At 72.9% G+C, this 23,894-nt stretch carries 20 protein-coding genes and 1 pseudogene; 17 read left to right on the forward strand and 4 right to left on the reverse strand.

The genetic code is table 11. The annotated features are described in order from the left end of the window. Positions 1-116 precede the first annotated feature (116 nt). Entirely contained in the window at positions 117-1,055 is a 939-nt protein-coding gene (locus AB0G84_RS05415; RefSeq protein WP_361316803.1) for an MBL fold metallo-hydrolase, read from the reverse strand. Positions 1,056-1,273: 218 nt separating this feature from the next. Here AB0G84_RS05415 and AB0G84_RS05420 point away from each other — a divergent pair, with 218 nt between their 5' ends. The 10 genes and pseudogenes from AB0G84_RS05420 to AB0G84_RS05465 all read left to right on the forward strand — a co-directional run bounded on the left by AB0G84_RS05420 (position 1,274) and on the right by AB0G84_RS05465 (position 12,639). Continuing rightward, positions 1,274-1,510, forward strand: coding sequence for a hypothetical protein (locus tag AB0G84_RS05420; protein ID WP_361315833.1), 237 nt, complete (start codon positions 1,274-1,276; stop codon positions 1,508-1,510). Next, positions 1,497-2,957 (forward strand): amidase, encoded by a 1,461-nt coding sequence (locus tag AB0G84_RS05425; protein WP_361315836.1) that lies wholly within the window; start codon positions 1,497-1,499, stop codon positions 2,955-2,957. Before AB0G84_RS05420 ends, AB0G84_RS05425 begins: the two co-directional genes overlap by 14 nt. 9 nt (positions 2,958-2,966) lie before the next feature. Continuing rightward, positions 2,967-3,539 (forward strand): TetR/AcrR family transcriptional regulator, encoded by a 573-nt coding sequence (locus tag AB0G84_RS05430; RefSeq protein WP_361315839.1) that lies wholly within the window; start codon positions 2,967-2,969, stop codon positions 3,537-3,539. A gap of 240 nt (positions 3,540-3,779) precedes the next feature. Continuing rightward, positions 3,780-4,997: an EfeM/EfeO family lipoprotein gene (locus AB0G84_RS05435; protein WP_361315841.1), complete on the forward strand. Its 1,218-nt coding sequence runs from the start codon at positions 3,780-3,782 to the stop codon at positions 4,995-4,997. Continuing rightward, positions 4,994-6,289, forward strand: a complete 1,296-nt coding sequence (efeB, locus tag AB0G84_RS05440) for an iron uptake transporter deferrochelatase/peroxidase subunit (RefSeq protein WP_361315844.1) — start codon at positions 4,994-4,996, stop codon at positions 6,287-6,289. The genes AB0G84_RS05435 and efeB overlap by 4 nt, the downstream gene beginning before the upstream one ends. A gap of 234 nt (positions 6,290-6,523) precedes the next feature. Next, positions 6,524-8,365, forward strand: coding sequence for an alkaline phosphatase family protein (locus AB0G84_RS05445; RefSeq protein ID WP_361315846.1), 1,842 nt, complete (start codon positions 6,524-6,526; stop codon positions 8,363-8,365). A gap of 475 nt (positions 8,366-8,840) precedes the next feature. After that, the gene (locus AB0G84_RS05450; protein WP_361315848.1) at positions 8,841-9,518 is read left to right on the forward strand and encodes a hypothetical protein; all 678 of its coding nucleotides are present in this window, start codon (positions 8,841-8,843) and stop codon (positions 9,516-9,518) included. Positions 9,519-9,659: 141 nt separating this feature from the next. Continuing rightward, complete coding sequence (locus tag AB0G84_RS05455) at positions 9,660-10,403, forward strand: IPT/TIG domain-containing protein (RefSeq protein WP_361315850.1); 744 nt, start codon at positions 9,660-9,662, stop codon at positions 10,401-10,403. A 166-nt stretch (positions 10,404-10,569) separates the two neighbouring features. Next, positions 10,570-11,313: pseudogene (locus AB0G84_RS05460) on the forward strand (IPT/TIG domain-containing protein); the annotation flags it as partial. Positions 11,314-11,436: 123 nt separating this feature from the next. Further along, positions 11,437-12,639, forward strand: a complete 1,203-nt coding sequence (locus AB0G84_RS05465) for an IPT/TIG domain-containing protein (protein WP_361316805.1) — start codon at positions 11,437-11,439, stop codon at positions 12,637-12,639. A gap of 311 nt (positions 12,640-12,950) precedes the next feature. Here the strand turns inward: AB0G84_RS05465 and AB0G84_RS05470 are convergent, their stop codons facing one another. Next, positions 12,951-13,877, reverse strand: a complete 927-nt coding sequence (locus AB0G84_RS05470) for an aminoglycoside phosphotransferase family protein (RefSeq protein WP_361315853.1) — start codon at positions 13,875-13,877, stop codon at positions 12,951-12,953. Positions 13,878-14,301: 424 nt separating this feature from the next. Between AB0G84_RS05470 and AB0G84_RS05475 the strand changes: the two genes are divergently transcribed. Continuing rightward, the gene (locus AB0G84_RS05475) at positions 14,302-15,390 is read left to right on the forward strand and encodes a hypothetical protein (RefSeq protein WP_361315856.1); all 1,089 of its coding nucleotides are present in this window, start codon (positions 14,302-14,304) and stop codon (positions 15,388-15,390) included. Positions 15,391-15,689: 299 nt separating this feature from the next. After that, on the forward strand, positions 15,690-17,453 hold the full coding sequence (locus tag AB0G84_RS05480; protein WP_361315858.1) for a CocE/NonD family hydrolase: 1,764 nt from the start codon (positions 15,690-15,692) through the stop codon (positions 17,451-17,453). A gap of 94 nt (positions 17,454-17,547) precedes the next feature. On the opposite strand, the gene AB0G84_RS05485 is transcribed toward AB0G84_RS05480, so the two are convergent. Together AB0G84_RS05485 and AB0G84_RS05490 are read right to left on the reverse strand one after the other, a co-directional pair. Continuing rightward, complete coding sequence (locus tag AB0G84_RS05485; RefSeq protein WP_361315862.1) at positions 17,548-18,180, reverse strand: TetR/AcrR family transcriptional regulator; 633 nt, start codon at positions 18,178-18,180, stop codon at positions 17,548-17,550. 38 nt (positions 18,181-18,218) lie between these two features. Beyond that, on the reverse strand, positions 18,219-19,067 hold the full coding sequence (locus AB0G84_RS05490; RefSeq protein ID WP_361315865.1) for a HipA family kinase: 849 nt from the start codon (positions 19,065-19,067) through the stop codon (positions 18,219-18,221). Between the two features lie 158 nt (positions 19,068-19,225). Between AB0G84_RS05490 and AB0G84_RS05495 the strand changes: the two genes are divergently transcribed. From AB0G84_RS05495 to AB0G84_RS05515, 5 genes are all read left to right on the forward strand, one after another. Continuing rightward, positions 19,226-19,417, forward strand: a complete 192-nt coding sequence (locus AB0G84_RS05495; protein ID WP_361315867.1) for a hypothetical protein — start codon at positions 19,226-19,228, stop codon at positions 19,415-19,417. A gap of 34 nt (positions 19,418-19,451) precedes the next feature. Then, the gene (locus tag AB0G84_RS05500; RefSeq protein ID WP_361315869.1) at positions 19,452-20,072 is read left to right on the forward strand and encodes an L-threonylcarbamoyladenylate synthase; all 621 of its coding nucleotides are present in this window, start codon (positions 19,452-19,454) and stop codon (positions 20,070-20,072) included. A gap of 193 nt (positions 20,073-20,265) precedes the next feature. Then, a complete protein-coding gene (locus AB0G84_RS05505) occupies positions 20,266-21,054 on the forward strand; it encodes a haloacid dehalogenase type II (protein WP_361315871.1) in 789 nt (262 codons plus the stop codon). 669 nt (positions 21,055-21,723) lie between these two features. Next, positions 21,724-22,389, forward strand: coding sequence for a response regulator transcription factor (locus AB0G84_RS05510; protein ID WP_361315874.1), 666 nt, complete (start codon positions 21,724-21,726; stop codon positions 22,387-22,389). Next, a complete protein-coding gene (locus AB0G84_RS05515) occupies positions 22,386-23,804 on the forward strand; it encodes a HAMP domain-containing sensor histidine kinase (protein WP_361315877.1) in 1,419 nt (472 codons plus the stop codon). The genes AB0G84_RS05510 and AB0G84_RS05515 overlap by 4 nt, the downstream gene beginning before the upstream one ends. Positions 23,805-23,894: the final 90 nt, after the last annotated feature.

Here is a 23,894-nt window from a genome sequence, read left to right on the forward strand (position 1 = left end):
ATGGGCCGGCCCCGCCCCCGCCGTGAGCCAGCCCCGCCCCCGCCGTGAGCCGGCCCGCCTCCCCGCGAGCCGGCCCCGCCGCCACGGGGGGGAGCGGCTCGGCGGATGAGCGTCCCTCAGGCGGACGGTGTGGAGGTACGGGGTTCCGGGTGGTGCCCGGAGCCCCCGGGGGCGGGCGACAGTCGGTACCCGTCGCTCCCGGACCGCACCACCAGTCCGCTGCTGGGCGCGGGGAAGTGGGTGCCGAGGAGGAGGGTGCCGGTGTCGGCCAGCGACGCCAGCAACTGCCGTCGGGTGGCCGCGGCCTGGCGGGGGTCGACATCGGCGCAGCTGGTGATGTCGGGGTGGGCCAGCTGTACCGGGTGGTGGATCGCGTCACCGGTGATCAGGGCGCCCGCGGTGCCGCTGCGCAGCTGCACGGCGAGGTGGCCGGGGGTGTGCCCCGGTGTGGGGAGCAGTCGGACGCCGGGGGCGATGGTGGTCCCCTCGTCCGGTACGTCGACGAGGTCGAGCAGACCGGCCTCCCTGATGGGGTGGACGGAGTCCCGGAACATCTGCTGCCGGGCCTCGTCGAGGTCCGCCGCCGCCCAGTGGTCCCACTCCGTGCGGGCCGTCAGATAGCGGGCGTTGGGGAAGGTCGGCCGCCATGTCCCGCCCTCCGCACGGGTGTTCCACCCGACGTGATCGGTGTGCAGATGGGTCAGGACGACCAGGTCGACGGACTCCGGGGGGAAGCCGGCCGCGCTGAGCCGGGTGAGGTAGTCGCTGTCGAGGTCGTTCCAGGCGGGGTTGGCGCGCGGTTTGCCGTTGCCGATCCCGGTGTCGACGAGCACTCGCCGGCCGTCGGCCACGAACGCGAAGCTCTGGCTGGCCAGGTGCAGCACCCCCGCGTCGTCCGCGAAGTCGGGCCGCAGCCAGGGCACCTGGTCCACCACCTCCGGGGTCGCCGCCGGCAGCAGCCAGGGACCGGTCGCCTCGGGCAGCGGCACCTCGTCGATGCGGTGGACGGTGAGCTCTCCCACGGTCCAGGCCGGTGCGGGGGCCGGGGTGTTCATGGGGGACGTGGGGGCTGAGGGGCGGTCCATCGGGGTCTCCGTTGGTGTGGGGGCGTGGTCACCTGGGAAGTAAAAGCGAAATGTTTGCGATAGCGGCAGGCTAGCCGCTAGGCTCACCTAACGCAAACATTTCGCTTTTATGGTTTCCGGGCTGGTCGGCCTGGCGTCGCGTCGCCGCACCGACCACCTCCACCACCCGACACCACCGAGGACCCGCCATGCACTCCCCACACCCCCCACACTCCCCGCAGTCCCCACCCCTCACCGAGCAGGAGGCCGCCCGCTGGGCGCTCCGCGACGGCCTCCCCCTGGCGGCCGACCGCCAGGCCGCGGTGGCCGCCACCGCGCAGCACCTCCACACCGTCCTCGCCACCCTGCGCGAACTGGACTTCATGGAGACCCCGCCCGCCGCCACGTACACCGTTGCCGAGGAGCTCCCCGATGCACCCCGCTGATCTGACCCTCGCCGACGCGGCGGCCGCCGTACGGGAGGGCGGCCTCTCCCCGGTGGAGCTGACCGAGTCCGTGCTCGAACGGATCGATGCCGTCGACCCGCGCCTCGGGGCCTACGCCACGGTGGCCGGAGAAGCGGCGCGACGCGCGGCGGCACGGGCGGAGCGGGAGATCGCGGCCGGCCGGTACCGCGGCCCCCTGCACGGCATCCCCTTCGCGCTGAAGGACATCATCGACGCGGCCGGGCTGCCGACCGGCGCCGGCTCCCGCGTCCGCGCCGGCCACCTCGCGCAGGCGGACAGCACCGTTGCCGCCCGGCTCGCCGAGGCCGGCGCGGTCCTGCTGGGCAAGGCGCACACCCATGAATTCGCCTACGGACTGACGACGCCTCAGACGCGCAACGCCTGGGACCAGGGGCGGGTCGCCGGCGGGTCGAGCGGCGGTTCGGCGGTCGCGGTGGCGGCCGGCGAGGCCACCTTCGCCCTGGGAACGGACACCGGCGGCTCGATCCGGGTGCCCGCGGCGCTGAACGGCACGGTAGGCCTGAAGCCGACCTACGGCCTCGTCCCCCGGCACGGCGTGGTCCCGCTGTCCTGGTCCCTGGATCACGTCGGCCCGCTCACCCGCACGGTGCGGGACGCGGCGCTCGTGCTGTCCGCGCTCACCGGCCACGACCCGCGCGACCCGGCCGCCCTGCGCACCCCGCCGGCCGCCTCCCTCCTCCCGCCGGACGGCGACCTCACCGGCCTGCGGATCGGCGTACCGGCCGACTACTACTTCGACCGGGTCACCCCCGACGTCGAGGCCGCCGTGCGCACCGCCCTGGCACGGATGGCGGACCTGGGCGCCGCACTCGTCGAGGTCCGGATCCCGATGGCCCGTTACGTCCAGGCGACGCAGTGGGGCCTGATGGTCCCCGAGGCCACCGCCTACCACGAGCGCACCCTGCGCACCGTCCCCGAGCTCTACGGGCCGGACGTACGGGTCCTCCTGGAGGCCGGCACCCTGGTGTCGGCCGCCGACCACCTGCGTGCCCAGCGCTCCCGCACCCTGATGCGCCGGGCCTGGCTGGACCTCTTCGACAGGGTCGATGTGCTCGCGGGGCCGACCGTGCCGATGACGGCCGTCGAGCGTGGCCGGGAGAGCGTCGAGTGGCCGGACGGCAGCACCGAGAGCGTCTCCGACGCGTACGTCCGCCTCTGCGCTCCCGCGAACATCACCGGCCTGCCCGCGCTGAGCCTGCCGGTCGGTCGCGATTGGGCCGGGCTCCCCATCGGCATGCAGCTGATCGGCCGTCCCCTGGACGAGGCCACCGTGCTGCGTGCCGGGCACGCCTACGAGACCGCGCACGGCCCTGAAGGCGCTGGTGACGGCGGGGCGGCGCCGCGTCCGGCACCCCATCGGGCCGGCCCGCCGAGCGCCGGACCGGGCGCGACGGAGGTGCGTTAGGGTGCGGCCATGACCCCCAAGCCCATGTCCCGCCCCGGGGGGCGCAGTGCCCGCGTGCAGGCGGCCGTGCACGCCGCCGTGCGGGACATCGAGGCGGAGCAGGGCCGCGCGGCGCTGACCGTACCGGCCGTCGCGGCCCGTGCGGGGGTCACCCCGTCGACGATCTACCGCCGCTGGGGCGACCTCCACGAACTGCTCTCGGACGTCGCGGTCGAGCGCCTGCGCCCCGAAGAGCCGCCGGCCGACCGCGGCAGCCTCGACGCGGATCTGACCACCTGGGCCCGGCAGTTCCTCGACGAGATGGCCTCCGGCCCGGGGCGTGCCGCCATCCGCGACGCCCTGCTCGGGGACCCGGACGGCAGCAACGCCGGGCGCTGCTCGGCGTACGCCGCCGACCAGATCGACGCCGTCCTGGCCCGTGCCGCCGCCCGCGGCGAGACGGCCCCCACGGTCGACGCGGTCCTCGACCACGTCGTCGCACCGCTGATGTACCGCATCCTGTTCCGCCCGGAGCGGCTGACGCCGGCCTACGCGGAGGAGCTGGTACGCGCCGCGCTGGCCACCCCGCCGTCGTCCGGCTGAGCGGGCACCGGCCGCTGCCGGACCCCCGGGGCGGACGACGGCCCGGTGAACCACCGGCGAACTCTTGGCACCTCTTCCGGCGAACGGCTGTCCGAAGGCGCCCGGCTGCCTAGCATGGGGGCGGTCGCGGCCGCCGCCCCGCGCGGACGGGGCACCGCCCGGACGCGACCGACCGCTGTGTGCGCCGTGCCCTGCGGGCAGGCGCGCCGAACGATCTGCACGACTCCTCGGGAGGCCGGAGTGCCGCGATCCGGCCTCACCGCACTGCACGCGCCCCGGGCCCGGCGCATCGGGGGCGCGCTCCTCGCCGGTGGCCTGGTGACGGCTCTGCTGCTGACGGCGGCCGGGGCGGACGACGGTGCCCGGTCGGGGCCGGCCGCCGCGGACGGGCTGCGGCACACCGGCATCGAGGTGTCGCCGAGCCACTGCGGACGCGGCTGGCAGCACCCCCGCCCCGGGACCCAGGTCTTCGATCTGCACAACACCTCCGACGCCGCGGCCGAGGTGTACCTGCTGACGCCGGGCAACGGCGCGGTGCACGGCGAGGTGGAGGGCATCGGGCCCGGTACCACCCGGCAGCTCCGGGTCCGGCTCGGCCAGGGGACGTACGCCTTCCGCTGTCTGCCGGACGACACCGACGCGATCACCGGTCCCACCGTCCGGGTGCGCGGTGGCGGCCCCGGCGGACCGGCGGCGGCCCCGGTCACCGAACACGACCTGATCCCGCCGGCGTTGGAGTACCAGAAGTGGGTCGCCACGGGCCTGGACGACCTCGTCCGGCGGACCGGGCGGCTGCGGGACGCGGTGGCGCGCGGCGACCTGGCCGCCGCGCGCACGGACTGGCTCTCCGCCCACCTCGCCTACGAACGGCTGGGTGCGGCCTACGGAACCTTCGGCGACGCGGACGGGAAGATCAACGGCACCGATGCCGGCCTGCCCGGCGGCGTCCGGGATCCGGCGTTCACCGGCTTCCACCGCATCGAGTACGGCCTGTGGCACGACCGGTCCGCCGGCACCCTGCGCGCCCCGGCCGCCGGGCTCGTCGACGAGGTGAAGACGCTGCGGGACGACTGGGCGCAGGCCCGTATGGAACCGCGGGACCTCGGCCTGCGGGCGCACGAAATTCTGGAGAACACCTTGCAGTTCGAGCTGACCGGCCGTACCGACTACGGCAGCGGAAGCAACCTCGCCACCGCCCGCGCCAACCTCGACGGAACTCGGGCCGTACTGAGCCGGCTGCGCCCCCTGCTGGTCGGCCGCTACCCCGAACTCCCGCAGGTGGAGGACGAGTTGAAGCGGGCCCAGGAGCTGCTCGACGGCTTCCGGCGGGACGGGCGGTGGACACCGCTGGACGACCTGGACCGCCGCCCGCGGGAGCGGATCGACGCGCTCGTCGGGGACCTGGTGGAACGGCTGGCGTCGGTGGCGACGCTGTGCGATGCGCGGAGGACGGCGTGAGCGAGGAGACCGCGGTGCCCGGTGGAGACGGTGCGGCCGGCGTCGGCCGGCGGGGCTTCCTGCGCGGCGCGGCGCTGGCCGGCGCCGGATTCGCGGCCGGCGGCGCCCCGTCCGCCCGGGGCGCGTCGCACGACGGGGTGACGGTGCCGACGCCCGGCCCCGGTTTGCTGCCGCCGGGCGCACCGGTCGCCCCGTTCCACGGTCCGCACCAGGCGTCGGTGCTGGCCGCGCCCCGCCGGGTCACCGCGTTCTGCGCCTTCGACGTCACCGCGAAGAACCGCCGGGAGCTGACCGATCTGCTGCGTACCGTCACCGAGCGGGCCCGGTTCCTGACCGGCGGCGGCACCCCTTCACCGCTCGGCATCACGGGTCCGCCCGCCGACTCCGGCCTCCTCGGTTCCCAGGTCCCCGGCGGCGCGCTGGCGGTGACGCTCGGTGCGGGCGCGGCGCTCTTCGCCGACGACCGCTTCGGGCTGCACGACCGGGCGCCGCGCCGGCTGACCGCCATGCCCGCGTTCCCCGACGACGACCTACAGGCCGACTGGTGCCACGGAGACCTGAGCCTCCAACTGTGCGCCGACGACACCGACACCGTGCTGCACGCCCTGCGGGACATCGCCCGGCACACCCGCGGCGGTATGCAGCCGCGCTGGCGGCTGGACGGCTTCACCAGCCCGCCCCGCCCCTCCGGAACGCCCCGCAACCTCATGGGGTTCAAGGACGGCACCGCCAACCCCGACGCGGGCAGCGCCCGGGAGATGGACCGGCTGGTCTGGGTGGGGCGGGACAGCGGCGAGCCGGACTGGGCGGTCGGCGGCAGCTATCAGGTCGTACGGCTGATCCGGATGCTGGTGGAGTTCTGGGACCGGGTCTCGCTGAGCGAACAGGAGCGGATGTTCGGCCGGGCCCGGGAGACCGGCGCTCCGCTCGACGGCGACCGGGAACACGACACCCCGCACTACCCCGGCGACCCCAAGGGCGAGGTGATCCCGTTGGACAGCCACATCCGGCTGGCCAACCCCCGCACGCCGGGCACCGCCGGCCAGCGCATCCTGCGCCGCGCCTACAACTACGACAGGGGAGTGGACCGCAACGGCAACCTCGACATGGGCCTGCTGTTCTGCTGCTACCAGCAGGACCCGGCCCGGCAGTTCGAGACCGTACAGCGCAGGCTGGCCGGCGAGCCGCTGACCGACTACATCACGCCCTTCGGCGGCGGCTACTTCTTCGCCTTCCCGGGCGTACGCGACGCCTCGGACTGGTTCGGCCGGACGCTGCTCGGCCGGCCGTAGCCGCCGGGGCCGGGGCGGGCCGGCCCCCGGCCGCGTACACGGTCGATCACGACAAAACGGATCCATCATGGCCACGGCTGATCCAAAAGAGTCAACACCCGGTCAAGGTTTGACCAGGCATACCTGACCCAGTGTTCACCCCGGCGCCATCATGGCTCTGCCGGGCCGCTGTCCGCCCGATCGAGCATCCGGCCGTAACCGCAGCACCGCGTCCCTGTCCGGAGGATGAACAGCATGGCCAGTAGGGGAAGACGAGCAACGATACGGCGCCTGGGAGCGCTCACGGGTGCCGCCGCCCTCGCGGTCCTGGCCGGGGGAGCGCCCGCCGGCGCCGCCGGCCCGCAGCACCCCGACTCCCGTACGGCCACCCCCATCAAGCACGTGGTGGTCCTCTTCGACGAGAACATCTCCTTCGACCACTACTTCGCGACCTACCCCAAGGCCGCCAACACCGACGGCACGAAGTTCACCCCCGCCAAGGGCACGCCCCGCGACATCGACAACCTGCGCACCGCCGGGCTGCTCAAGCACAACCCCAACCAGTACCCGCCCAAGCGGCTCACCCCCGAGCAGGCCATGACCTGCGACCAGACGCACGACTACGGGCCCGAGCAGTACGCCTACAACGGCGGCAAGGCCGACCGGTTCGTCCAGAACACCGACTCCGGAAAGTGCTCCGGAGGGCTCTTCGGCGAGCCCGGACTGGTGATGGACTACTACGACGGCAACACTGTCACCGGCCTGTGGAACTACGCCCAGCACTACGCGCTCAACGACCGCTCCTTCGGCACGACCTACGGCCCGTCCACCCCCGGCGCCCTCAACCTGGTCTCCGGCCAGACGCACGGGGTGGTCTCCATGGACCCGGCCTCCGGCACCGAGCACCCCCGGCAGACCGACACCCCCGACCCGGACGCGGTGCAGTCGCCCGACGCCAAGGGCGTCGGCACGGTAGTCAACGACCCGGACCCCGCGTACGACGACTGTTCCAACAAGGACCACACCAGCAAGAACGCGCTCGCCGCCATGCAGGGGCGGAACATCGGTGACGTCCTTAACTCCCGGCATGTGAGCTGGGGTTGGTTCCAGGGTGGCTTCCGCCCCAGCACCGCCTGGGACGGCGACGCGAGCCACTACGCCCGGTGCGGCGGGACCACCCACACCAACGTCGGGGGCGCCGCGGCCGTCGACTACAGCCCGCACCACTCCCCCTTCCAGTACTACCGGTCCACGGCCAACCCGCACCACCTGCCGCCGAAGAGCGTCGACGAGATCGGCCACGCCGGCCGGGCCAACCACAACTACGACCTGACCGACTTCGACGCCGTGCTCAAGGCCGGCAAGCTCCCGGCGGTCAGCTTCCTCAAGGCGCCCGAGTACCAGGACGCGCACGCCGCCTACTCCGACCCGATCGACGAACAGCACTTCCTCGTCAACCAGATCAACCACATCCAGCAGTCGCCGCAGTGGAAGGACACCGCGGTCGTCATCGCCTACGACGACTCCGACGGCTGGTACGACCACGCCTACGCCAAGCCGCGCAACGGCTCCCGCGACACCTCGACCGGCTCCAACGGCAAGCCCACCGACAGCCCCGCCTGCCAGGCCGGCCCCGCGCCCGCCGGCGGTTACGCGGACCGCTGCGGCCCCGGCACCCGCCAGCCGCTGCTGGTGATCTCGCCGTACAGCAAGGTCAACGCGATCGACCACACCCCGACCGAGCAGACCTCGGTCATCAAGTTCATCGAGGACAACTGGCACACCGGTCGGATCGGCGATGCCTCCTTCGACGCCCGCGCTGGCTCGCTGCGGGGCATGTTCGACTTCCGGAGCCCCAACAACCGGCAGGTCCTGCTGAACACCGACGGCTCGGTCCGCTCCGTCGGTCCGATCCGGCACGTCGCGCCGGTCGCCACGAAGATCGACCCGGGCCCCGCGATGCAGAACACGGCCTCGGCCGGTGACGCCTCCGGCTTCCCCGTCTTCCCGGTCGGCATCGGCGCGGCCGTGCTCGCCGCCGGCGCCACCGCCAGCTTCCTGCTGCTGCGCCGCCGCCAGGAGCGCGGCACCGCCTGACCCGGCCCGTTACCGACCCACCACCACTCCGGCGGATCACCCCAGCGGTGATCCGCCGGAGTCGTGTGGTGCCCGCCCGGCACCCGGGCCCCTCCTGCCCCAACGCCCCTCCCCACAGGGCCGGTTCATCGACCTCCCGCTCCGGCGCGCGCCACTGGCGTGAGGCACGGTGGTGCGTCCCCCGCGAAACACGCTCTGCCATCCGAGTGACAAGGCGTCAACGCCATTGTCCGCGTCGTCCCTCCGGTGCGTAACTGGACGCACTTCATCCGGTGGGCCGCCCATCCCTCTCCGGGGAGTGTCAGCAGGCCTTTCCGGCCGTTCTGCCCCAGCGTGCGAGGTGCAGACGTGGGCGGCTCCCTGACACTGTGGCGCTGCCCTTCCCCGGTAGAGGACGTGCGACCACCGGACCGTGCCGCCCGACAGGCGCGGTCCGGACTACAGCGGCCCAGGCCACCTCTCCCCCGGGGGCGTTATGCGACCTGTCCGTACCCTGTGTTCCCTCGCCGGTGTCTGTGCCCTGACCGTGGGGCTCACCGCCGTCCCGACCACCGCACACGCCCAGACCCCCGTCCTGTGCAGCGAGAACGCGCTGGTGAACGCGATCAACGCGGCGAACGCGGCCGGTGGTGACACCCTGGTACTGCTGCCCTTCTGCAACTACCAGATCACCAGCTCACACGGCTCAGGCCCGGCCGGCCCCGTGGGACTCCCGCCCATCACCGCACCGATCACCGTGCTGGGCATGGGCAACACCATCGGCCGTGCCCCGAACGCCCCGGCCTTCCGGGTCATCGAGGTCGAGGGTGCCGCCAACGTACCGGGGACCAAGGGGCAGTTGAGCATGGCCGGCGTCACCGTCCGCGGTGGCAGCGCGGTGTCCCCCTATCCGGGAGGCGGCATCTCCAACCTCGGAGGGACGGTCTCCCTGGTCTCCAGCGCCGTGACCGGCAACACCGCGGTCGCCGGGGGAGGGATCTACACCGACAACGGTGCCGTATCGCTCACCACCAGCTCCGTCACCGGCAACACCGCCGGCACGGGCGGCGGCATCTACGTCAACTCCGGGGGAGCGACCCTGCTGGCGAGCAACGTCAGCAACAACACCCCCGACAACTGCGCTCCGTCGGGCAGCGTCCAGGGCTGCTCCTGACGGTACGGGCCGGCACTCCGGCCCCGCGACGGATGGCCACCCCATCGGCCGTTCCGTGCCCTCCCCGCACCGCCGGCGGCCGCCAGCCGCCCGGTCCGGTTCGGCACTCCCTTCACCCACCTCGACACAGGAGGAAGCTCCATGCCCATCAGCCCGAATCAGGGATCGACCGCGGGTGGGACCACGGTCACCATCACAGGTACCAACCTCGCGGGCGCCACCTCGGTGCACTTCGGCACCAAGACAGCGACCATCACCGCCAACACCCCCACCTCGGTCACCGTGATCAGCCCGTCCGGTAGTGGCACGGTCGGGGTGACCGTGACCACCCCCGGTGGCACCAGCAACCCGTTGCAGTTCTTCTACATCGGTGCGCCCTTCAAGTCCAACCTCTCGCCCGCCGTGGGTGTGACCGCCGGTGGCAACACCGTCACCATCAACGGGACCGGCCTGTCCACCGCCAGCGCCGTCAACTTCGGCGCCAACGCCGCGACCCCGACCGTGGTCAACGACGGCCAGCTCACCGTCACCGTACCGGCGGGTGCCGCGCCCGGCCCGGTCAGCGTCAGCGTCACCACCGCTGGCGGCACCAACAACGGCCTGTCCTACACCTACGTCGACGCGCCCACCGTCACCTCGCTCAGCCCGACCTCCGGATCGACCTCCGGCGGCACCGTGGTGACCATCACCGGTACCAGTTTCTCGACCACCCAGTCGGTCACCTTCGACGGTAACGCGGCACCGTTCAGCGTCATCAGCGACACCAGCCTCTCCGTCGTCACCCCGCCCGGGACCGCCGGTGCGGTGGACGTCGTGGTGACCACCAGCGGCGGCGCCGCGACCGCCGCCGGTGCCTACACCTACGTCAGCTCGCCCGGTATCTGACCCTCCGCCGGCCGACGAACCCTGCGCTCCTGCGCAGGCTAGCAGTACCTCCCCGGCCAGGGGCCGCCCGGCGGCTCCTGGCCGGGTCCACCGCAACGTGCAGGGCCCGTTCCGGCTCGCTCCCCGGCGGCCGGACGGGCGATCCCCCCTGGGAAGGACCACGCCCATGTCCCGCACCAACAACCCGACGACGGAATCCACCCCCCACACACTGGCCGCGGCAGGCCCCACCGTGACCTCGGTCTCCCCCACCGGGGGTGCGGCCGGGGGCGGCACCAGTGTCACGGTCAACGGCACCGCCTTCACCGGGGCCACCGCCGTACGTTTCGGCCCCACCCCAGCGCCCTCGTTCGTGGTCAACTCCGACACCCGGATCACCGCCACCTCCCCGGCCGGTACCGGGACGGTCCAGGTCACCGTCACCACCCCCAGCGGCACCAGCAACCAGTTCGTGATGTTCTCCTACGGAGCCACCCCCGTTCCCGCCTTGACCTCGGCCGTGCCCAACTCCGGCCCCGCGTCGGGCGGTACGACGGTGACGTTGACGGGGACGGGTCTGTCGGGTGCGACCGCGGTGCGTTTCGGGAGTACCGCGGCGACGTCGTTCACGGTGGTGTCGGACACCCAGATCTCCGCGGTGGCCCCGGCGGGGAGCGGGAGCGTGCAGATCACGGTGGTGACGCCGGGCGGGACCAGCAATGGCGTGGCGTTCACGTATGTGGCGGCGCCGGTTCCGACGTTGTCGTCGGTGGCGCCGAACTCCGGTCCTGCGTCGGGCGGTACGGCGGTGACGTTGACGGGGACGGGTCTGTCGGGTGCCACCGCGGTGCGTTTCGGGAGTACCGCGGCGACGTCGTTCACGGTCGTGTCGAGCACGCAGATCTCCGCGGTGGCTCCGGCGGGTACGGGGACCGTGCAGGTGACGGTGGTGACGCCGGGCGGGACCAGCAACGGTGTGTCGTATACGTACGTGTCGGTGCCGTCGTTGTCGTCGGTGTCGCCCAGCTCCGGCCCTGCCGCGGGTGGTACGACGGTGACGTTGACGGGGACGGGTCTGTCGGGTGCCACCGCGGTGCGTTTCGGAAGCACTCCCGCGGCGTCGTTCACGGTGGTGTCGGACACCCAGATCTCCGCGGTGGCTCCGGCGGGTACGGGGACCGTGCAGGTGACGGTGGTGACGCCGGGCGGGACCAGCAACGGTGTGACGTTCACCTATGTGGCGGCGCCGGTTCCTTCGCTGTCCTCGATCACACCCAACTCCGGCGCCACGACGGGCGGTACGGCGGTGACGTTGACGGGGACCGGTCTGTCGGGTGCCACCGCGGTGCGCTTCGGAAGCACTCCGGCGACCTCGTTCACCGTGGTTTCCGACACCCAGATCACCGCCGTCGCGCCGCCCGGCACCGGCACCGTCCAGGTCACCGTCACCACCCCGGGCGGCACCAGCAACGGCCTCTCCTTCACCTACGCCGCGACCCCCACGCTGATCAGCGTCAGCCCGACCCAGGGTCCCACCGCGGGCGGGAACACCGTCACCCTCACAGGCACCAACTTCACCTCGGCCAGCTCCGTCACCTTCGGTGCCACCCCGGCGCTGTCCTTCACGGTGGTCTCCTCGACCCGGATCGATGCGGTGGCACCGCCGGGAACCGCCGGAGCGGTCGCGGTCACGGTCACCACACCGGGCGGCAGCAGCACCCTCCCGAGCGCCTACTTCTACGTCAGCGCCCCGCTCCTCACCGCGGTCACCCCGGCCGTCGGCCCCCTCGCCGGTGGCAACACCGTGACCCTCTCCGGCAGCCACCTCATCGAGGCCACCGCGGTCCGCTTCGGCAGCACCCCCGCGGTCAGCTTCTCGGTGGTCTCCGACGCCCAGATCAACGCGGTGGTACCCGCCGGAGTGGTCGGACCGGTCAACGTCACCGTTACCTCCGCCGGCGGGACCAGTAACCCGGTCTCCTACACCTATCTGGCCGCCCCCGTCGTCATCGCGATCAGCCCGACCCAGGGCCCCGCCGCCGGTGGCAACACCGTCACCCTGACCGGAACCGGGCTCGGCCCGACCACCCAGGTGCTGTTCGGAGGCACCCCCACGTCGTTCACCGTCGTCTCCGACACGCATGTCGTCGTCGATGCCCTGTCCGGGGCACCCGGGCCGGTCAACATCAGCGTGGTCACGCCGGGCGGCACCAGCACGCCGGTGGTGTACACCCGGGTCGGCTCCCCCAACGTCTGAGCGTGGGGGCCGCGCCAGCAGAGCACCGTCCAGCAGGGAACCGCCCAGTAGGGAACCGCCCAGTAGGGAACCGCCCAGTAGGGCTCCGGACGGCGAGCTGGCGTACGTCACCGGCAACGGCGACGGCACCGTGCGCGTCATCAACACCAGGTCGTACCGGACCTGAAGGCCATCGCCCCGCCGCACGCCGCCGGTGGGGCCACGGTGACCGTCACCCCCCCGGCGGCGCGGCGACCGCCCCCACTGCGTACGTCTACGGGTGACCGCCGCGCCGAGCGGGGCGGTCACCCGCTGATCCGCGGCGGAGGCCGCTACCGCCGGCGGTGCAGCAGGGCGGTGGCGATGGCGACCTGGGCCGGCTCCAGCGCGACCCCGCCGTCCTCGACGTCCCACAGGGCGTTCTGCAGAACGCGGCCGAGGGTCCAGCCGGTTGCCCGCTGCCGGTCCAGGCCGAGGGCCTCGGTCAGCAGGTCGAAGCGGTGGCGCACGGCCCTGGCGATGTCACCCGTCGCCGTCACCTCCTCCCACCGGTTGTCCAGCGCCGGCAGCAGCTCGAACCCCGGGTCGCCGGCCAGCGGTTCGGGGTCGATGGCCAGCCAGGGCTCCCGCTCCCCGGCGAGGACGTTGTCGTAGTGCAGGTCCCAGTGGAGGAGGCGGTCGCCGGGTTCGTCGATCAGCTCGGCGACGGCGGACGCGCAGGTGCGCACCAACTGCCGTTCGGCGGGGTCGCGGAGCGACTCGACGGCCCGCGGCACCTGGTCGAGCATGGCCGCGGCGACGTCGGACAGCCGCCGCAGGCCCTGCGGGGCGGGCACCGAGGTGAGCCGGGCCATCAGCGAAGCCAGGATCCGCAGGGCCGTGCGGTCATCGGCCACGGATGACAGCGTCCGGGTCGCATCCAGCCGTTCCAGCAGTTGGGTACCGGTCGCCTCGTCGTGGTCGAGCAGGCGCACCACGCCGTTGCCCCGCCACGCCCGCAGCCCGGTGGCGGCGCCGCGGGTCTCCTCCCGGAGCTGGAGGAGCTTGAGGACCGCGGGAGTCCCGTCGGCCCGCGTGACGGGCAGCACGAGCGAGGCCATGCCGAAAGCGGCCGGGCCGTCGGGTCGTAGTGCCCAACGGTCGAGGAAGCGGCCGCCGAGTCGGGGAAGCTCGGCGAGCCAGGCGACGGCCTCGGCGCCGTGGGTGCGGTAGGACGCGGCGAACGCGTCGGGGACGTCGATCATTGCCGACGGGCTCATGGGGTGGGGTCTCCTTCGTGAGGTCCGGCGTCGAGTGTCCGGTGGGTGGTGTCCCGGCTTCCCGGGTCCCGGTGTCGGGTGCGACTGACGAAGGAGGTCGCGGGGGTGCCCGCTGGGCGGGCAGGCGTCAAAGCATCATGCGCAGACCCTAACCGAAGGCGACGGCGCCCGGTCCGGGAACGGGTCACGCGGGACGTGCGGGCGAGGCGCCGGGGCGGCGCGACACCGCCACCTCCCCCCCGGATCGAACCTCTCGACGAGCGCGCCCCGTACGCTTCCTTCGTCGAGACCGCGTGCGGAGACCGGCCGGACGGAACGGTTTCCGGACCGGCAGGGCAACCGGACCGGCACGGAATCCAGACGGGGAACCGACCGGGAGTCCACCGTACGGGGACGGAACCGGGCAGGGACGGGAGCGGACGCGGTGGTGCGGGTACTGCTGGGTGTGGCCGGTGCGGTCATCGTGCTGAGGAGCTTCTCCTCGGTCCTGCACTCGTTGGTGATTCCCCGACCGACGCGTTCCGGCTTCAGCCGCTTCGTGCAGCGGGCGGTGCTGGAGCTGTTCCGGCTGGTGGCCGACCGGGTGCCGACCGCCGAGGGCAAGGACCGGGTGCTCGTCCCCATGGCACCGGTCGCCATCGTCGTCACCCTGCTCAGCTGGCTGGTGTCCTTCATGGTCGGCTACGCGCTGCTGGAGGCGGCGGTGAGTCAACTCGGCGTCAGGGACGCACTGATCGAGTCCGGCTCCTCGCTGTTCACGCTCGGCTTCGCCAGTGGCAACCGGGCGACGCTGAACGCCATCGACTTCTGCGCCGCGGTCACCGGACCGATCGTGATCGGCCTGCAGGTGGGCTATCTGCCCGCGCTCTACGGCGCCTATCAGAGCAGGGAGACCGAGGTCACCCTGTTGCAGGCCCGGGCCGGAAGTCCCCCATGGGGGCCGGAGATCCTGGCCCGCTATGCGCAGGTCGACCTGCTCGACAGCCTCACCGAGCTGTTCCGCAACTGGGAGCGGTGGAGCGCCGGAGTGAGCGAGAGCCACACCACCTATCCGATCCTGATCCACTTCAGGTCCCCGAAGGCGCACCGCAACTGGCTGATCGCTCTGCTGTCGGTGCTGGACGCCGCGGCCCTACGGCTGGCGTTCAACCCCTCCCAGCCGCAGGCCGAAGTGCGAATGGCGCTGCGCGCCGGCTTCGTCTGCCTGCGCGAACTCGCCGACATCGAAGGCATCCCGTACAACCCCGATCCTCATCCGGGCGATGCGGTACGGCTGGACTACGAGGACTTCCTGCGGGGTGTGGAGCGGATGTCGGCGCAGGGCTACCCGATGGAGCGCACCCCGGAAGAGGCCTGGCCGCAGTTCCGGGGCTGGCGGGTCAACTACGAAGACCTCGCCTACCAACTGGCCCGCACCGTCGAGGCGGTACCGGCTCCGTGGTCCGGAACGCGCCGCCGGGCGGTGACCTTCCACGCACCGCTCACCCCCATCGACCGCCGCCCGGTCGGATAGGCCACTCACGCGCCATCTTGGTCCCTCCCGGGCCGGCCCCCGCTCCGGGGGTGGTTGGCGCTGGCCCCGTTACCCACGGGTAATTATGGCTGATCATGGTCTCACCGGGGCCGATGGTGCGCCCCTACGCTCCGGAACCACCGCACCGGACGGGTGTCACCGTGACACCCCGGTCAGATCCCGATGGAGCATCGATGGCGCGATCCCGCCGTAGCACCGGCAGACTTCACGGCCGGCGTAGGACCGCAACTGCCGTACGAGGAACAGTGGTTGCCCCGGTCCTCACCCTTGCCCTCGTCATGAGCGGCACCCTCGCCGGGGATCCTGCATCGGCGGCGCCCCGACGCCCCGGGCCCCCGGCCAGGGTTTCCCAGGCCGCCACGGTCTCCACGGCCGCCATCGCGCACACCGTGAACGCCGCGAACGCCGGGCGCGCCGCGAAGGGTGCGCGCGCCGCCCACACCGCGAAGGCCGCGAACACCGGGCACACCGTGAACGCCGCCCACACCGCGAAGGCCGCGCACGCCGCGCCGTCGTTCCGTCTGGCCGACATACCGATGAAGGACGGCACCGTCCTCGCGGCCGATGTGTTCACCCCCGCTCCCGGCACCCCCGGCGCCGACCGGAAGGGCCGGTACCCCCTGGTCGTCCAGCCGGCCAGCTGGGGGCAGAACGACCTGGAGTACGTGGCCCAGGGCAAGCGGTTGGCCGCCGACGGCTATGTCGCCGTCACCTACACCGTGCGGGGATTCTGGCGCTCCGGAGGGCAGGTCGATGTCGCGGGCCCCAAGGACGTCTCCGATGTGTCCGCCGTGATCGACTGGGCCCTCGCCCACACCCCGGCCGACCACCAGCGCATCGGCATGGTCGGGCTCTCCCTGGGCGGAGGCCTCACCCTGCTGGGTGCCGCCTTCGACCCGCGGATCAAGGCGGTCGCGGCGATGAGCGGCTGGGGGGACCTGGCCGACTCGCTCTACAGCGGACGGACCCGGCACCTCCAGGCCGCCGCGGTGCTGACCGCGATCCAGACGCCCACCGGCCGCAGGAGCCCGGAGTTCTCCCGGATCCTGGCGGACCTCTTCGCCGACCGCGACATCCCCGAGGTCCTCGCCTGGGCGCACACCAGGTCCCCCGCCACCTATGTGGACCGGATCAATGCCCACGGCACCGCCGTCCTCCTGGCCCATGCCTGGGGCGACGGCATCTTCAACCCCAGCCAGATGACCGCCTTCTACCAGAAGCTGACCGGCCCCAAGCGGCTGGAACTGCGCCCCGGGGACCACGCCACGCAGGAGCTGACGGGCCTGCTGGGGCTGGACAACGCGACCTGGGCCGGCGCGCGCCGCTGGCTCGATCAGCACCTCAAGGGCGCCGGCAGCACCGGGAGGAGCAGCGGCAGGGACGGTATCCAACGGTCCGCGGTGGAACTGGAGATCCGGCCGAACGGCAGGCACGAGACGTACCCGGACTGGCGCTCCGTCAGCTCCCGTACCGCGCACCTCCGGCTGGGCGGCCCGGGCCTCACCGGCACCGGGGCGCTGGGCGGGACCGCCGGGACCGGCTGGCGGAAGCGGATCGTCGGGGGCACGGACTCGGGCGCGGACGGCGGGGTCGCCGACCTGTCCGGGCTGCTGGACCAGGTCGCCGACCTCCCGCCGGTCGTCGTCGTCCCGCTGCTGCCGCGCCGGTCCGCCGCCGTATGGCAGACGACGCCCTACGCGACGGAGCAGCACCTCCGCGGTGCCGCGCGACTGCACACCACGGTCACCGCGTCCGCGCCGCAGGGCACCGCCTTCGCCTACCTCTACGACGTGAATGCCCTGGGCGTGGGCAAGTTGATCTCGCATGCGCCGCAAAGCTGGTCGGGGCAGCGACCGGGGCGAGCCTTCCCCTTGGACGTCTCACTGTTCGCCACCGCCTACGACCTGCCGGCAGGTCACCGGCTGGCGCTGGTCGTGGACACCAAGGACCCGCTGTACGGCGGCCGTAGCCCGCGGGGAAGCAGTGTGTCGTTCGGCTCCTCCACGACCGATCCGTCCGCGCTGACGCTGCCGCTGCGTTGACGCTCGCGCTGCGCTGAGGGGTGCCGCGCCATCGCCGTTCCGCCCGCTCGGCTGAGGGCCAGTCAGTAGAGGTGTGTCCCCGGTGGGCGGCCGGTCAGCGGGGCGCGTAGCCGAGGGTACGCGGGCCGAGCGAGTCCTCCACCAGGTCGAGGAGGTCGAGGAGGGCATCGGCGATGGCGTTCGGCCGCTCGCCCGCGACCAGTCGCCGGCCGATCTCGCTGTAGACCAGCGAGTGGAACCAGCCGATCTGGCTGGCCACCAGGCGCGGCATCTGGTCGTCGGGCGCCGCCGCGGTCTCCTCGGCCAGGACGGCGGCCAGTGCATCGGTCATCTGCCGGCCGAGGTCCTCCAGCCGGGCGGTGAGCGTGGGGGCGGCCCGCATCATGTCGAAGACGCGACCGAAGCCCTCGGTGAGGCCGACCGTGCGGTCGCGGCGTCGCACCTCGTCCCGCAACTGGGCGAGTACGGCCCGCGCCGCGGACTCGCCGGGCTGCCGGTCGCGCACGATGTCGGCGAGCCGCCGGGGCGAGGCCTGGTCCGGCGGCAGGACCAGGTCTTCCTTGGACTCGTAGTAGTTGTAGAGGGTGTTGACCGAGACCTCCGCCGCTGCCGCGACCTCAGCGATGGTCACGCGGTCGAAGCCCCGCGCCACGAACAGGCCGATGGCCACCTCGGAGATGCGTTGCCGAGTCTGCCGCTTCTTGCGCTCGCGCAGCCCTTCGCTCATGGCGCGAGTCTAATCCGACTGCGACTTTGCCATCCGTTTCATCTTTGCAGTGCAGTGCAGTGCGGTGCGGTGTAGTGCGGTGTCCGGGGCCCGAAGTCCGTGGCCGTGGGCAGCCATCGCTCCCCGAGCCGTACGCGGGAGGCGAGGTGACGGACGTAGGCGTCGCGCACCTCGTCCGGTGAGGTGAAGCCCGGCTCGTCGGCCAGCCATACGTCCGGCACGGCGGCGACGACCTCGCGCAGCACCGGCACCGTCACGCGGGGGGAGAGCTCGGCGTCCGCCGCGGCCAGGTCCAGGCCGGGCGAACCGAGCGCATGGGAACGGACGTCGTACGCCCTCCCGACCGCGTCCGCCGCGTTCTCCCACCGGTGGTGGAAGACCAATGCGGCACCGTGGTCGATCAGCCACAGGCGGGGCCGGTGGTGTCCGGAGGTCGGCCAGGTCACCAGATTCGTACTGTGCACCGTGCGGTCCACGTTGGCCGTGAACGCATCGAGCCAGACGATCCTGGCGGACTCCGCGGGGTCGATGGCGAGCGCGTCCGGCGTGAAGTCGGCGGCTCCCGGCAGATGGTCCATGCCGAGGTTGAGCCCCGCGCTGGCGTGGAGCAGGTCCTGCACCTCTTGGTGGGGCTCCTCCGCGGCGACCTCCGGATCGAACCGCACCATCACCAACTCCGGTACCCGCAGCCCGAGTCGGCGGGCCAGCTCGCCCACGATCACCTCCGCCACGAGCGCCTTGCGCCCCTGTGCCGAGCCGGTGAACTTGACGACGTACGTCCCCAGGTCGTCCGCCTCCACGAGGCCGGGGACGGAGCCACCGCTCCTCAGTGGGGTCACATACCGGACGGCCGTCACCGTGCGCAGCGCCGCCGAGCTTGTCGCCATGTGTACCCGCCCCCGTGATCGGCCGGAAGTCGGCCGGTGGAATGGAAATACTGAAGTAGATTGCAAATATACAGTGCACTGTAGTTTTCTGGGTTCGAGCGGAGACGAGAGGGGACGGCGCGATGGGGACACCGACACCGAACGCCCACGATGCGGCGGTGCGACGCGCCAATGAGGCGCTGCTGACGTACACGCTGTCCGGTGAGGGCTGGCGCCGCAGCCCCGGCGAAACCCTGCGGCACGTCCTCGCCGATCTGTTGCACTGGTGCGACGACACCCAGCGCGACTTCGACGCCGCCCTGCGCGAAGCGCGGGCCAGGTACGCGGGAGAGGGCGGCGGCCCGACCTGACGAACGAGCGGTTTCGGTCACCTAGACTCGGCGGATGGCGAAGTATTTCGACGTACACCCGGAGAACCCTCAGCGGCGCACGATCGGCAGTGTGGCGGACAGTATCCGCTCCGGCGCCCTCGTCGCGTACCCGACGGACTCCTGTTTCGCGCTCGGGTGCCAGCTGGGCAGCCGCGACGGCATCGACCGGATCCGGTCGATCCGGAACCTTGACGACCGTCACCACTTCACCCTGGTGTGCGAGAACTTCGCGCAGCTGGGGCAGTTCGTGCACATCGACAACGACGTGTTCCGCGCGGTGAAGGCGGCGACGCCCGGCAGCTACACCTTCATCCTCCCCGCGACCAGGGAGGTGCCGCGCAAGCTGCTGCACCCCAAGAAGAAGACGGTCGGGGTCCGCATCCCGGACCACGTCGTCGCCCAGGCCCTGCTCGCCGAACTGGGCGAGCCGCTGCTCTCCAGCACCCTGCTCCTGCCGGACGAGGACGAGCCGTTGACGCAGGGCTGGGAGATCAAGGAACGGCTCGACCACGTGGTGGACGCCGTGATCGACTCGGGCGACTGCGGCACCGAGCCGACCACCGTCATCGACTTCTCCGGCGGCGGCGCGGAGATCGTGCGCCGTGGGGCGGGCGACACCACGCGGTTCGAGTAGCCGGCGGGCGTCCCGGTGCCCGCCCCACTGCCGCGGCGACTGCCACCGGTGCCGGCTGGTCCGCGCCCGTATGGCTATGCGCCACACCCGCCCCAGCCGTCCCAACTGGCTTGCCCCGCACCCGATCGCGGTCGTAACCGATCAGTAGGATCATGGCGAGACCACGTTCGGAGGGGCTGTGAAGGGGGACGGTATGACCGGGAGTGAGAGCAGGAGCGGGGACGGCGGTTCGGGCATCGAGTTGGGCATCGAGGTCGCGCTGTTCGACGTGTTCGGGACGCTGACCGACTGGCGGTCCGGGGTGGCCGAGGTGCTGGCGCGTATCGGCACCCGGGCCGGGCTGGACGCCAACTGGCCCGCCGTCACCGACACCTGGCGCCGCCGCTACCGGCCCGCCCTGCTCAGGGTCGTCACGGGGGAGGTGCCCTGGATCCCGCTGGACGCGCTGCACCGGGTCACCCTCGACGAGACGCTTGACGCCCATGGACTCGACGCGCTGGGTGAGGCCGACCGGGAGGCGCTCGTCCGGGCCTGGCACCGGCTGCCCGCCTGGCCGGACGCCGCGGCCGGCCTGGAACGGCTGCACCACAGCCCGGTGATCACCGCGACGCTCTCCAACGGCGGGGTCGGCCAGGTCACCCGCCTCACCAAGCACGCCGGGCTCCGCTTCGACTGTGTCCTCTCGGCCGAGCTGGTCACGTCGTACAAGCCCGACCCGCGGGTCTACCGGTGGGCCGCCGAACTGCTCGGCGTGGAGCCGGGCAAGCTCCTGATGGTCGCCTGCCACCCGGATGACCTGGAAGCGGCGGCCGGCGCCGGACTGCGCACCGCCTACATCCCGCGCCCGCTGGAGTGGGGCCCGGACGCCGCCCCGGTCCCGGCGCCCGCCGGTGTCGATGTCATCGTCGATGACGTCGTCGACCTGGCCCGCCTGCTGACGGAGGGCGGGCGGGGCCCGGGCACGGAGGCGGACGTCAACTGACCGCATCCGCAGGGACGTCCGGAGGTCTGGACACCCGGACACCCGGACACCCGGACACCCGGACGCCCGGACGCCCGGACCTGCAGTCGTCCGACTGACGGTCCCTCGACCCCGCTCGATGGTGCCGCCCGGCGGCCCGGCCCGGTGGTGCTCCGCTCGGTGGCGCCACACTGCGGAGCCTGGCTGCCGGCCGTTGGTCGTGGTCGTTGGCCGTTAGTCGCCGGTGGTGATCCGACGGTATCCGGCAGCAGGCTGAGGGGTGGCGTCGGCCGCCGTCGGCCGTTGCGCCTCGGCCGCTCGACGGGGCTGTGTCCGGCTGTACCCGCGCCCCGGCCGCCAGGGCCCCAGCGCCACCTCCGCGGTGAGCTGCGCCACGCCGGGGCCGGGGTGCCCCAGGCCCGGTGGTGTCCGCGTGTGGCCCCAGGCGGCGGCCAGCCCGGGCCGGTAGCGCGGACCCCGCCTTGACCTGCGTACACCTTCGTACGCCTGCATCACCTGCCTACACCTGCCTGCACCTGCGTACGCCTGCATGCACCTGCGTCGTCTACAGTTCCGTAGACGGTCTACGTGCTTGTAGTCGCTCGGGGGTGTCCGCCCGGCGTCCCGCATCGGCGATCACCGGAGCGAGCGCCTCCGACCCAACCGCCCGAGTCCACGAGGTGATCACCGATGCGACCCACCACCGTTCTGGTCGTCGAGGACGACCACGCCCTGCGGGACGTGCTGGTGCGCGGGCTGCGGGACGAGGGGTTCGCCACGGTGAGCGCCTACGACGGCGCCACCGCTCTGCGGCTCGCCGAGCCGGAGGTGGACGCCGTCGTCCTGGACGTCGGACTGCCCGATGCGGACGGGCGGGACGTGTGCCAGGCGATGCGGGCGCGGGGGTTCCGCCGGCCGGTGGTCTTCCTGACCGCGCACCACGGCCTCAGTGACCGGCTCAGCGGGTTCGCCGCCGGCGGCGATGACTACCTTCCCAAGCCGTTCCACCTCGCCGAGCTCACCGCCCGGCTGCGCGCCGCCCTCAAACGCTCCGGGGCCGCCGAGCCCGCCGTCGCCGGAGACCTGGTCCTGGACCCGGTGCACCGCACCCTGCGCGTCCGGGACACCGAGCTGGCCCTGACCCCCACCGAATTCCGGGTGCTGGGCGCGCTGATGTCCGGCCTGGGGGCGGTGGTCCACCGGCGCGACCTGGTCCGGGCCGGCTGGCCCGAGGGCGCCCAAGTCAGTGACAACACGCTCGACCAGTATCTGAGCCGGCTACGGCGCAAGCTCCGGGACGCGGGCAGCGCGCTGACCATCGGCACCGCCCGCGGCGTCGGACACCGGCTCTCATGAGCGCCACCCGCTCCCGCCTCGCCGCCATGGCGACCCGCTGCCGTCCGCGTACCCTCCGGGGACGGTTGTCGCTGGTGGCGCTCACCACCGCCGCGCTGGTGATGGCGGTCCTCACCGTGGTGTTCAACGCCGCCGTCCAACGGCACCTGGCGCAGCAGGCGGACGACGAACTGCGTGCCCGGGCCGCCGCGGTCGCCGCGACCGTCGACACCCGCCACCATCCGGCCCGCGTCCTGGAGACGCCCGACGACGCCCTCCTCGACACCAATGTGTGGATCTACGCCGGAAGCCGGGTCCTGGAGCACCCCGCCTCCGCCCCCGCCGACGGTACGCTCACCCGCACCGCCGCACGCCTCGCCGCCCACGGCGTCCCGCGCTGCGCAGCCCTCGACGGCGCCGCCCCGGCCAGGCTCTGCGCCGAGCCGGTGGGCGGCACCCGCGCCGGGGCCCCACCCGCCGCGGCCGTCGTCACCGCCATGGACCTCGGCCCCTACCGCGCCTCCGCCGACACCCTGCTGATCGCCTCGCTCGCCCTGGACGGCACGGTCCTCGCCGGAACGTACCTCCTGACCAGACTGGTGGTGGGACGCGCGCTGCGGCCCGTGGGGGCGATGACCGACCAGGCCACCCGGTGGAGCGTGGTCGCCTCGCGGCAGCGCTTCTCCGCCGGGGACCGCCCCGCCGAACTGGCCCGGCTCGGAGCCTCGCTGGACGCGCTGCTGGACCGGATACGCGCCCTGCTGCGCCACGAACAGCAGCTGACCAGGGAACTGTCCCACGAACTCCGCAACCCGCTGGCCCGGATCACCGCAGAACTCGACTGGTGGCAGGCACGGCCCCGCACCACCGCCGAGACGTGCGCCACGCACAGCTGCATCGCCGACGCCGCCGACTCCATGCGGTCCATCTGCGACACCCTCCTCGACGACGCGCGCGCCACCGCACGGACCGCCCCGGGGACGGCCGACGCGCTGTCCGTCCTGCGCCGCCTCACGGACCGCCTCACGGACCGGCTCAGCCTCCCCGGGCAGACGTCCGTCGACGTCACCGCCACCGGCCCGCACGCACCGCACGCACCGGTGGTCGGAGTCTCCGCCGCACTGCTGGAACGCATCGTCGGCCCGCTCGCCGACAACGCCCTGCGTCACGCCCGTACGCATATCGGCATCCGCGTTTCCCAGGACGCCGACCGCATCCGCGTGGCCGTCGTCGACGACGGCCCCGGCGTCCCGGCCGCCTTCGTCCCGTACCTGTTCCAGCCGGGCCGGCGCGCCGAGCCCGAGGACGGCCATGGCGGAGCGGGCCTGGGGCTGCCGCTCGCACGGCGCCTGGCCCGCTCCGCCGGCGGTGAGGTGACCTATGACGCGGCCCACTCGCCCGGCGCGGCGTTCGTGGTCACCCTGCCCTCCGGCTGAGGGCCGCCCCGCCCTGCCCCAGCCCGCCCCACCCCAGCCCGGGCCTCGCCCGCCGCGTCCCTCCGTCCTCGGGAGCCTCCGTCCTCCGTC

It is taken from the genome of Streptomyces sp. NPDC020742 (assembly GCF_040641675.1).
Taxonomy (GTDB): domain Bacteria; phylum Actinomycetota; class Actinomycetes; order Streptomycetales; family Streptomycetaceae; genus Streptomyces.

Coding starts and splice junctions, on each gene's coding strand:
- AB0G84_RS05415 (WP_361316803.1), bottom strand. CDS start 1,055: ATGAACACCCCGGCCCCCGCACCGGCCTGGACCGTGGGAGAGCTCACC.
- AB0G84_RS05420 (WP_361315833.1), top strand. CDS start 1,274: ATGCACTCCCCACACCCCCCACACTCCCCGCAGTCCCCACCCCTCACC.
- AB0G84_RS05425 (WP_361315836.1), top strand. CDS start 1,497: ATGCACCCCGCTGATCTGACCCTCGCCGACGCGGCGGCCGCCGTACGG.
- AB0G84_RS05430 (WP_361315839.1), top strand. CDS start 2,967: ATGACCCCCAAGCCCATGTCCCGCCCCGGGGGGCGCAGTGCCCGCGTG.
- AB0G84_RS05445 (WP_361315846.1), top strand. CDS start 6,524: ATGGCCAGTAGGGGAAGACGAGCAACGATACGGCGCCTGGGAGCGCTC.
- AB0G84_RS05450 (WP_361315848.1), top strand. CDS start 8,841: ATGCGACCTGTCCGTACCCTGTGTTCCCTCGCCGGTGTCTGTGCCCTG.
- AB0G84_RS05455 (WP_361315850.1), top strand. CDS start 9,660: ATGCCCATCAGCCCGAATCAGGGATCGACCGCGGGTGGGACCACGGTC.
- AB0G84_RS05470 (WP_361315853.1), bottom strand. CDS start 13,877: ATGAGCCCGTCGGCAATGATCGACGTCCCCGACGCGTTCGCCGCGTCC.
- AB0G84_RS05480 (WP_361315858.1), top strand. CDS start 15,690: ATGAGCGGCACCCTCGCCGGGGATCCTGCATCGGCGGCGCCCCGACGC.
- AB0G84_RS05485 (WP_361315862.1), bottom strand. CDS start 18,180: ATGAGCGAAGGGCTGCGCGAGCGCAAGAAGCGGCAGACTCGGCAACGC.
- AB0G84_RS05490 (WP_361315865.1), bottom strand. CDS start 19,067: ATGGCGACAAGCTCGGCGGCGCTGCGCACGGTGACGGCCGTCCGGTAT.
- AB0G84_RS05500 (WP_361315869.1), top strand. CDS start 19,452: ATGGCGAAGTATTTCGACGTACACCCGGAGAACCCTCAGCGGCGCACG.
- AB0G84_RS05505 (WP_361315871.1), top strand. CDS start 20,266: ATGACCGGGAGTGAGAGCAGGAGCGGGGACGGCGGTTCGGGCATCGAG.
- AB0G84_RS05510 (WP_361315874.1), top strand. CDS start 21,724: ATGCGACCCACCACCGTTCTGGTCGTCGAGGACGACCACGCCCTGCGG.
- AB0G84_RS05515 (WP_361315877.1), top strand. CDS start 22,386: ATGAGCGCCACCCGCTCCCGCCTCGCCGCCATGGCGACCCGCTGCCGT.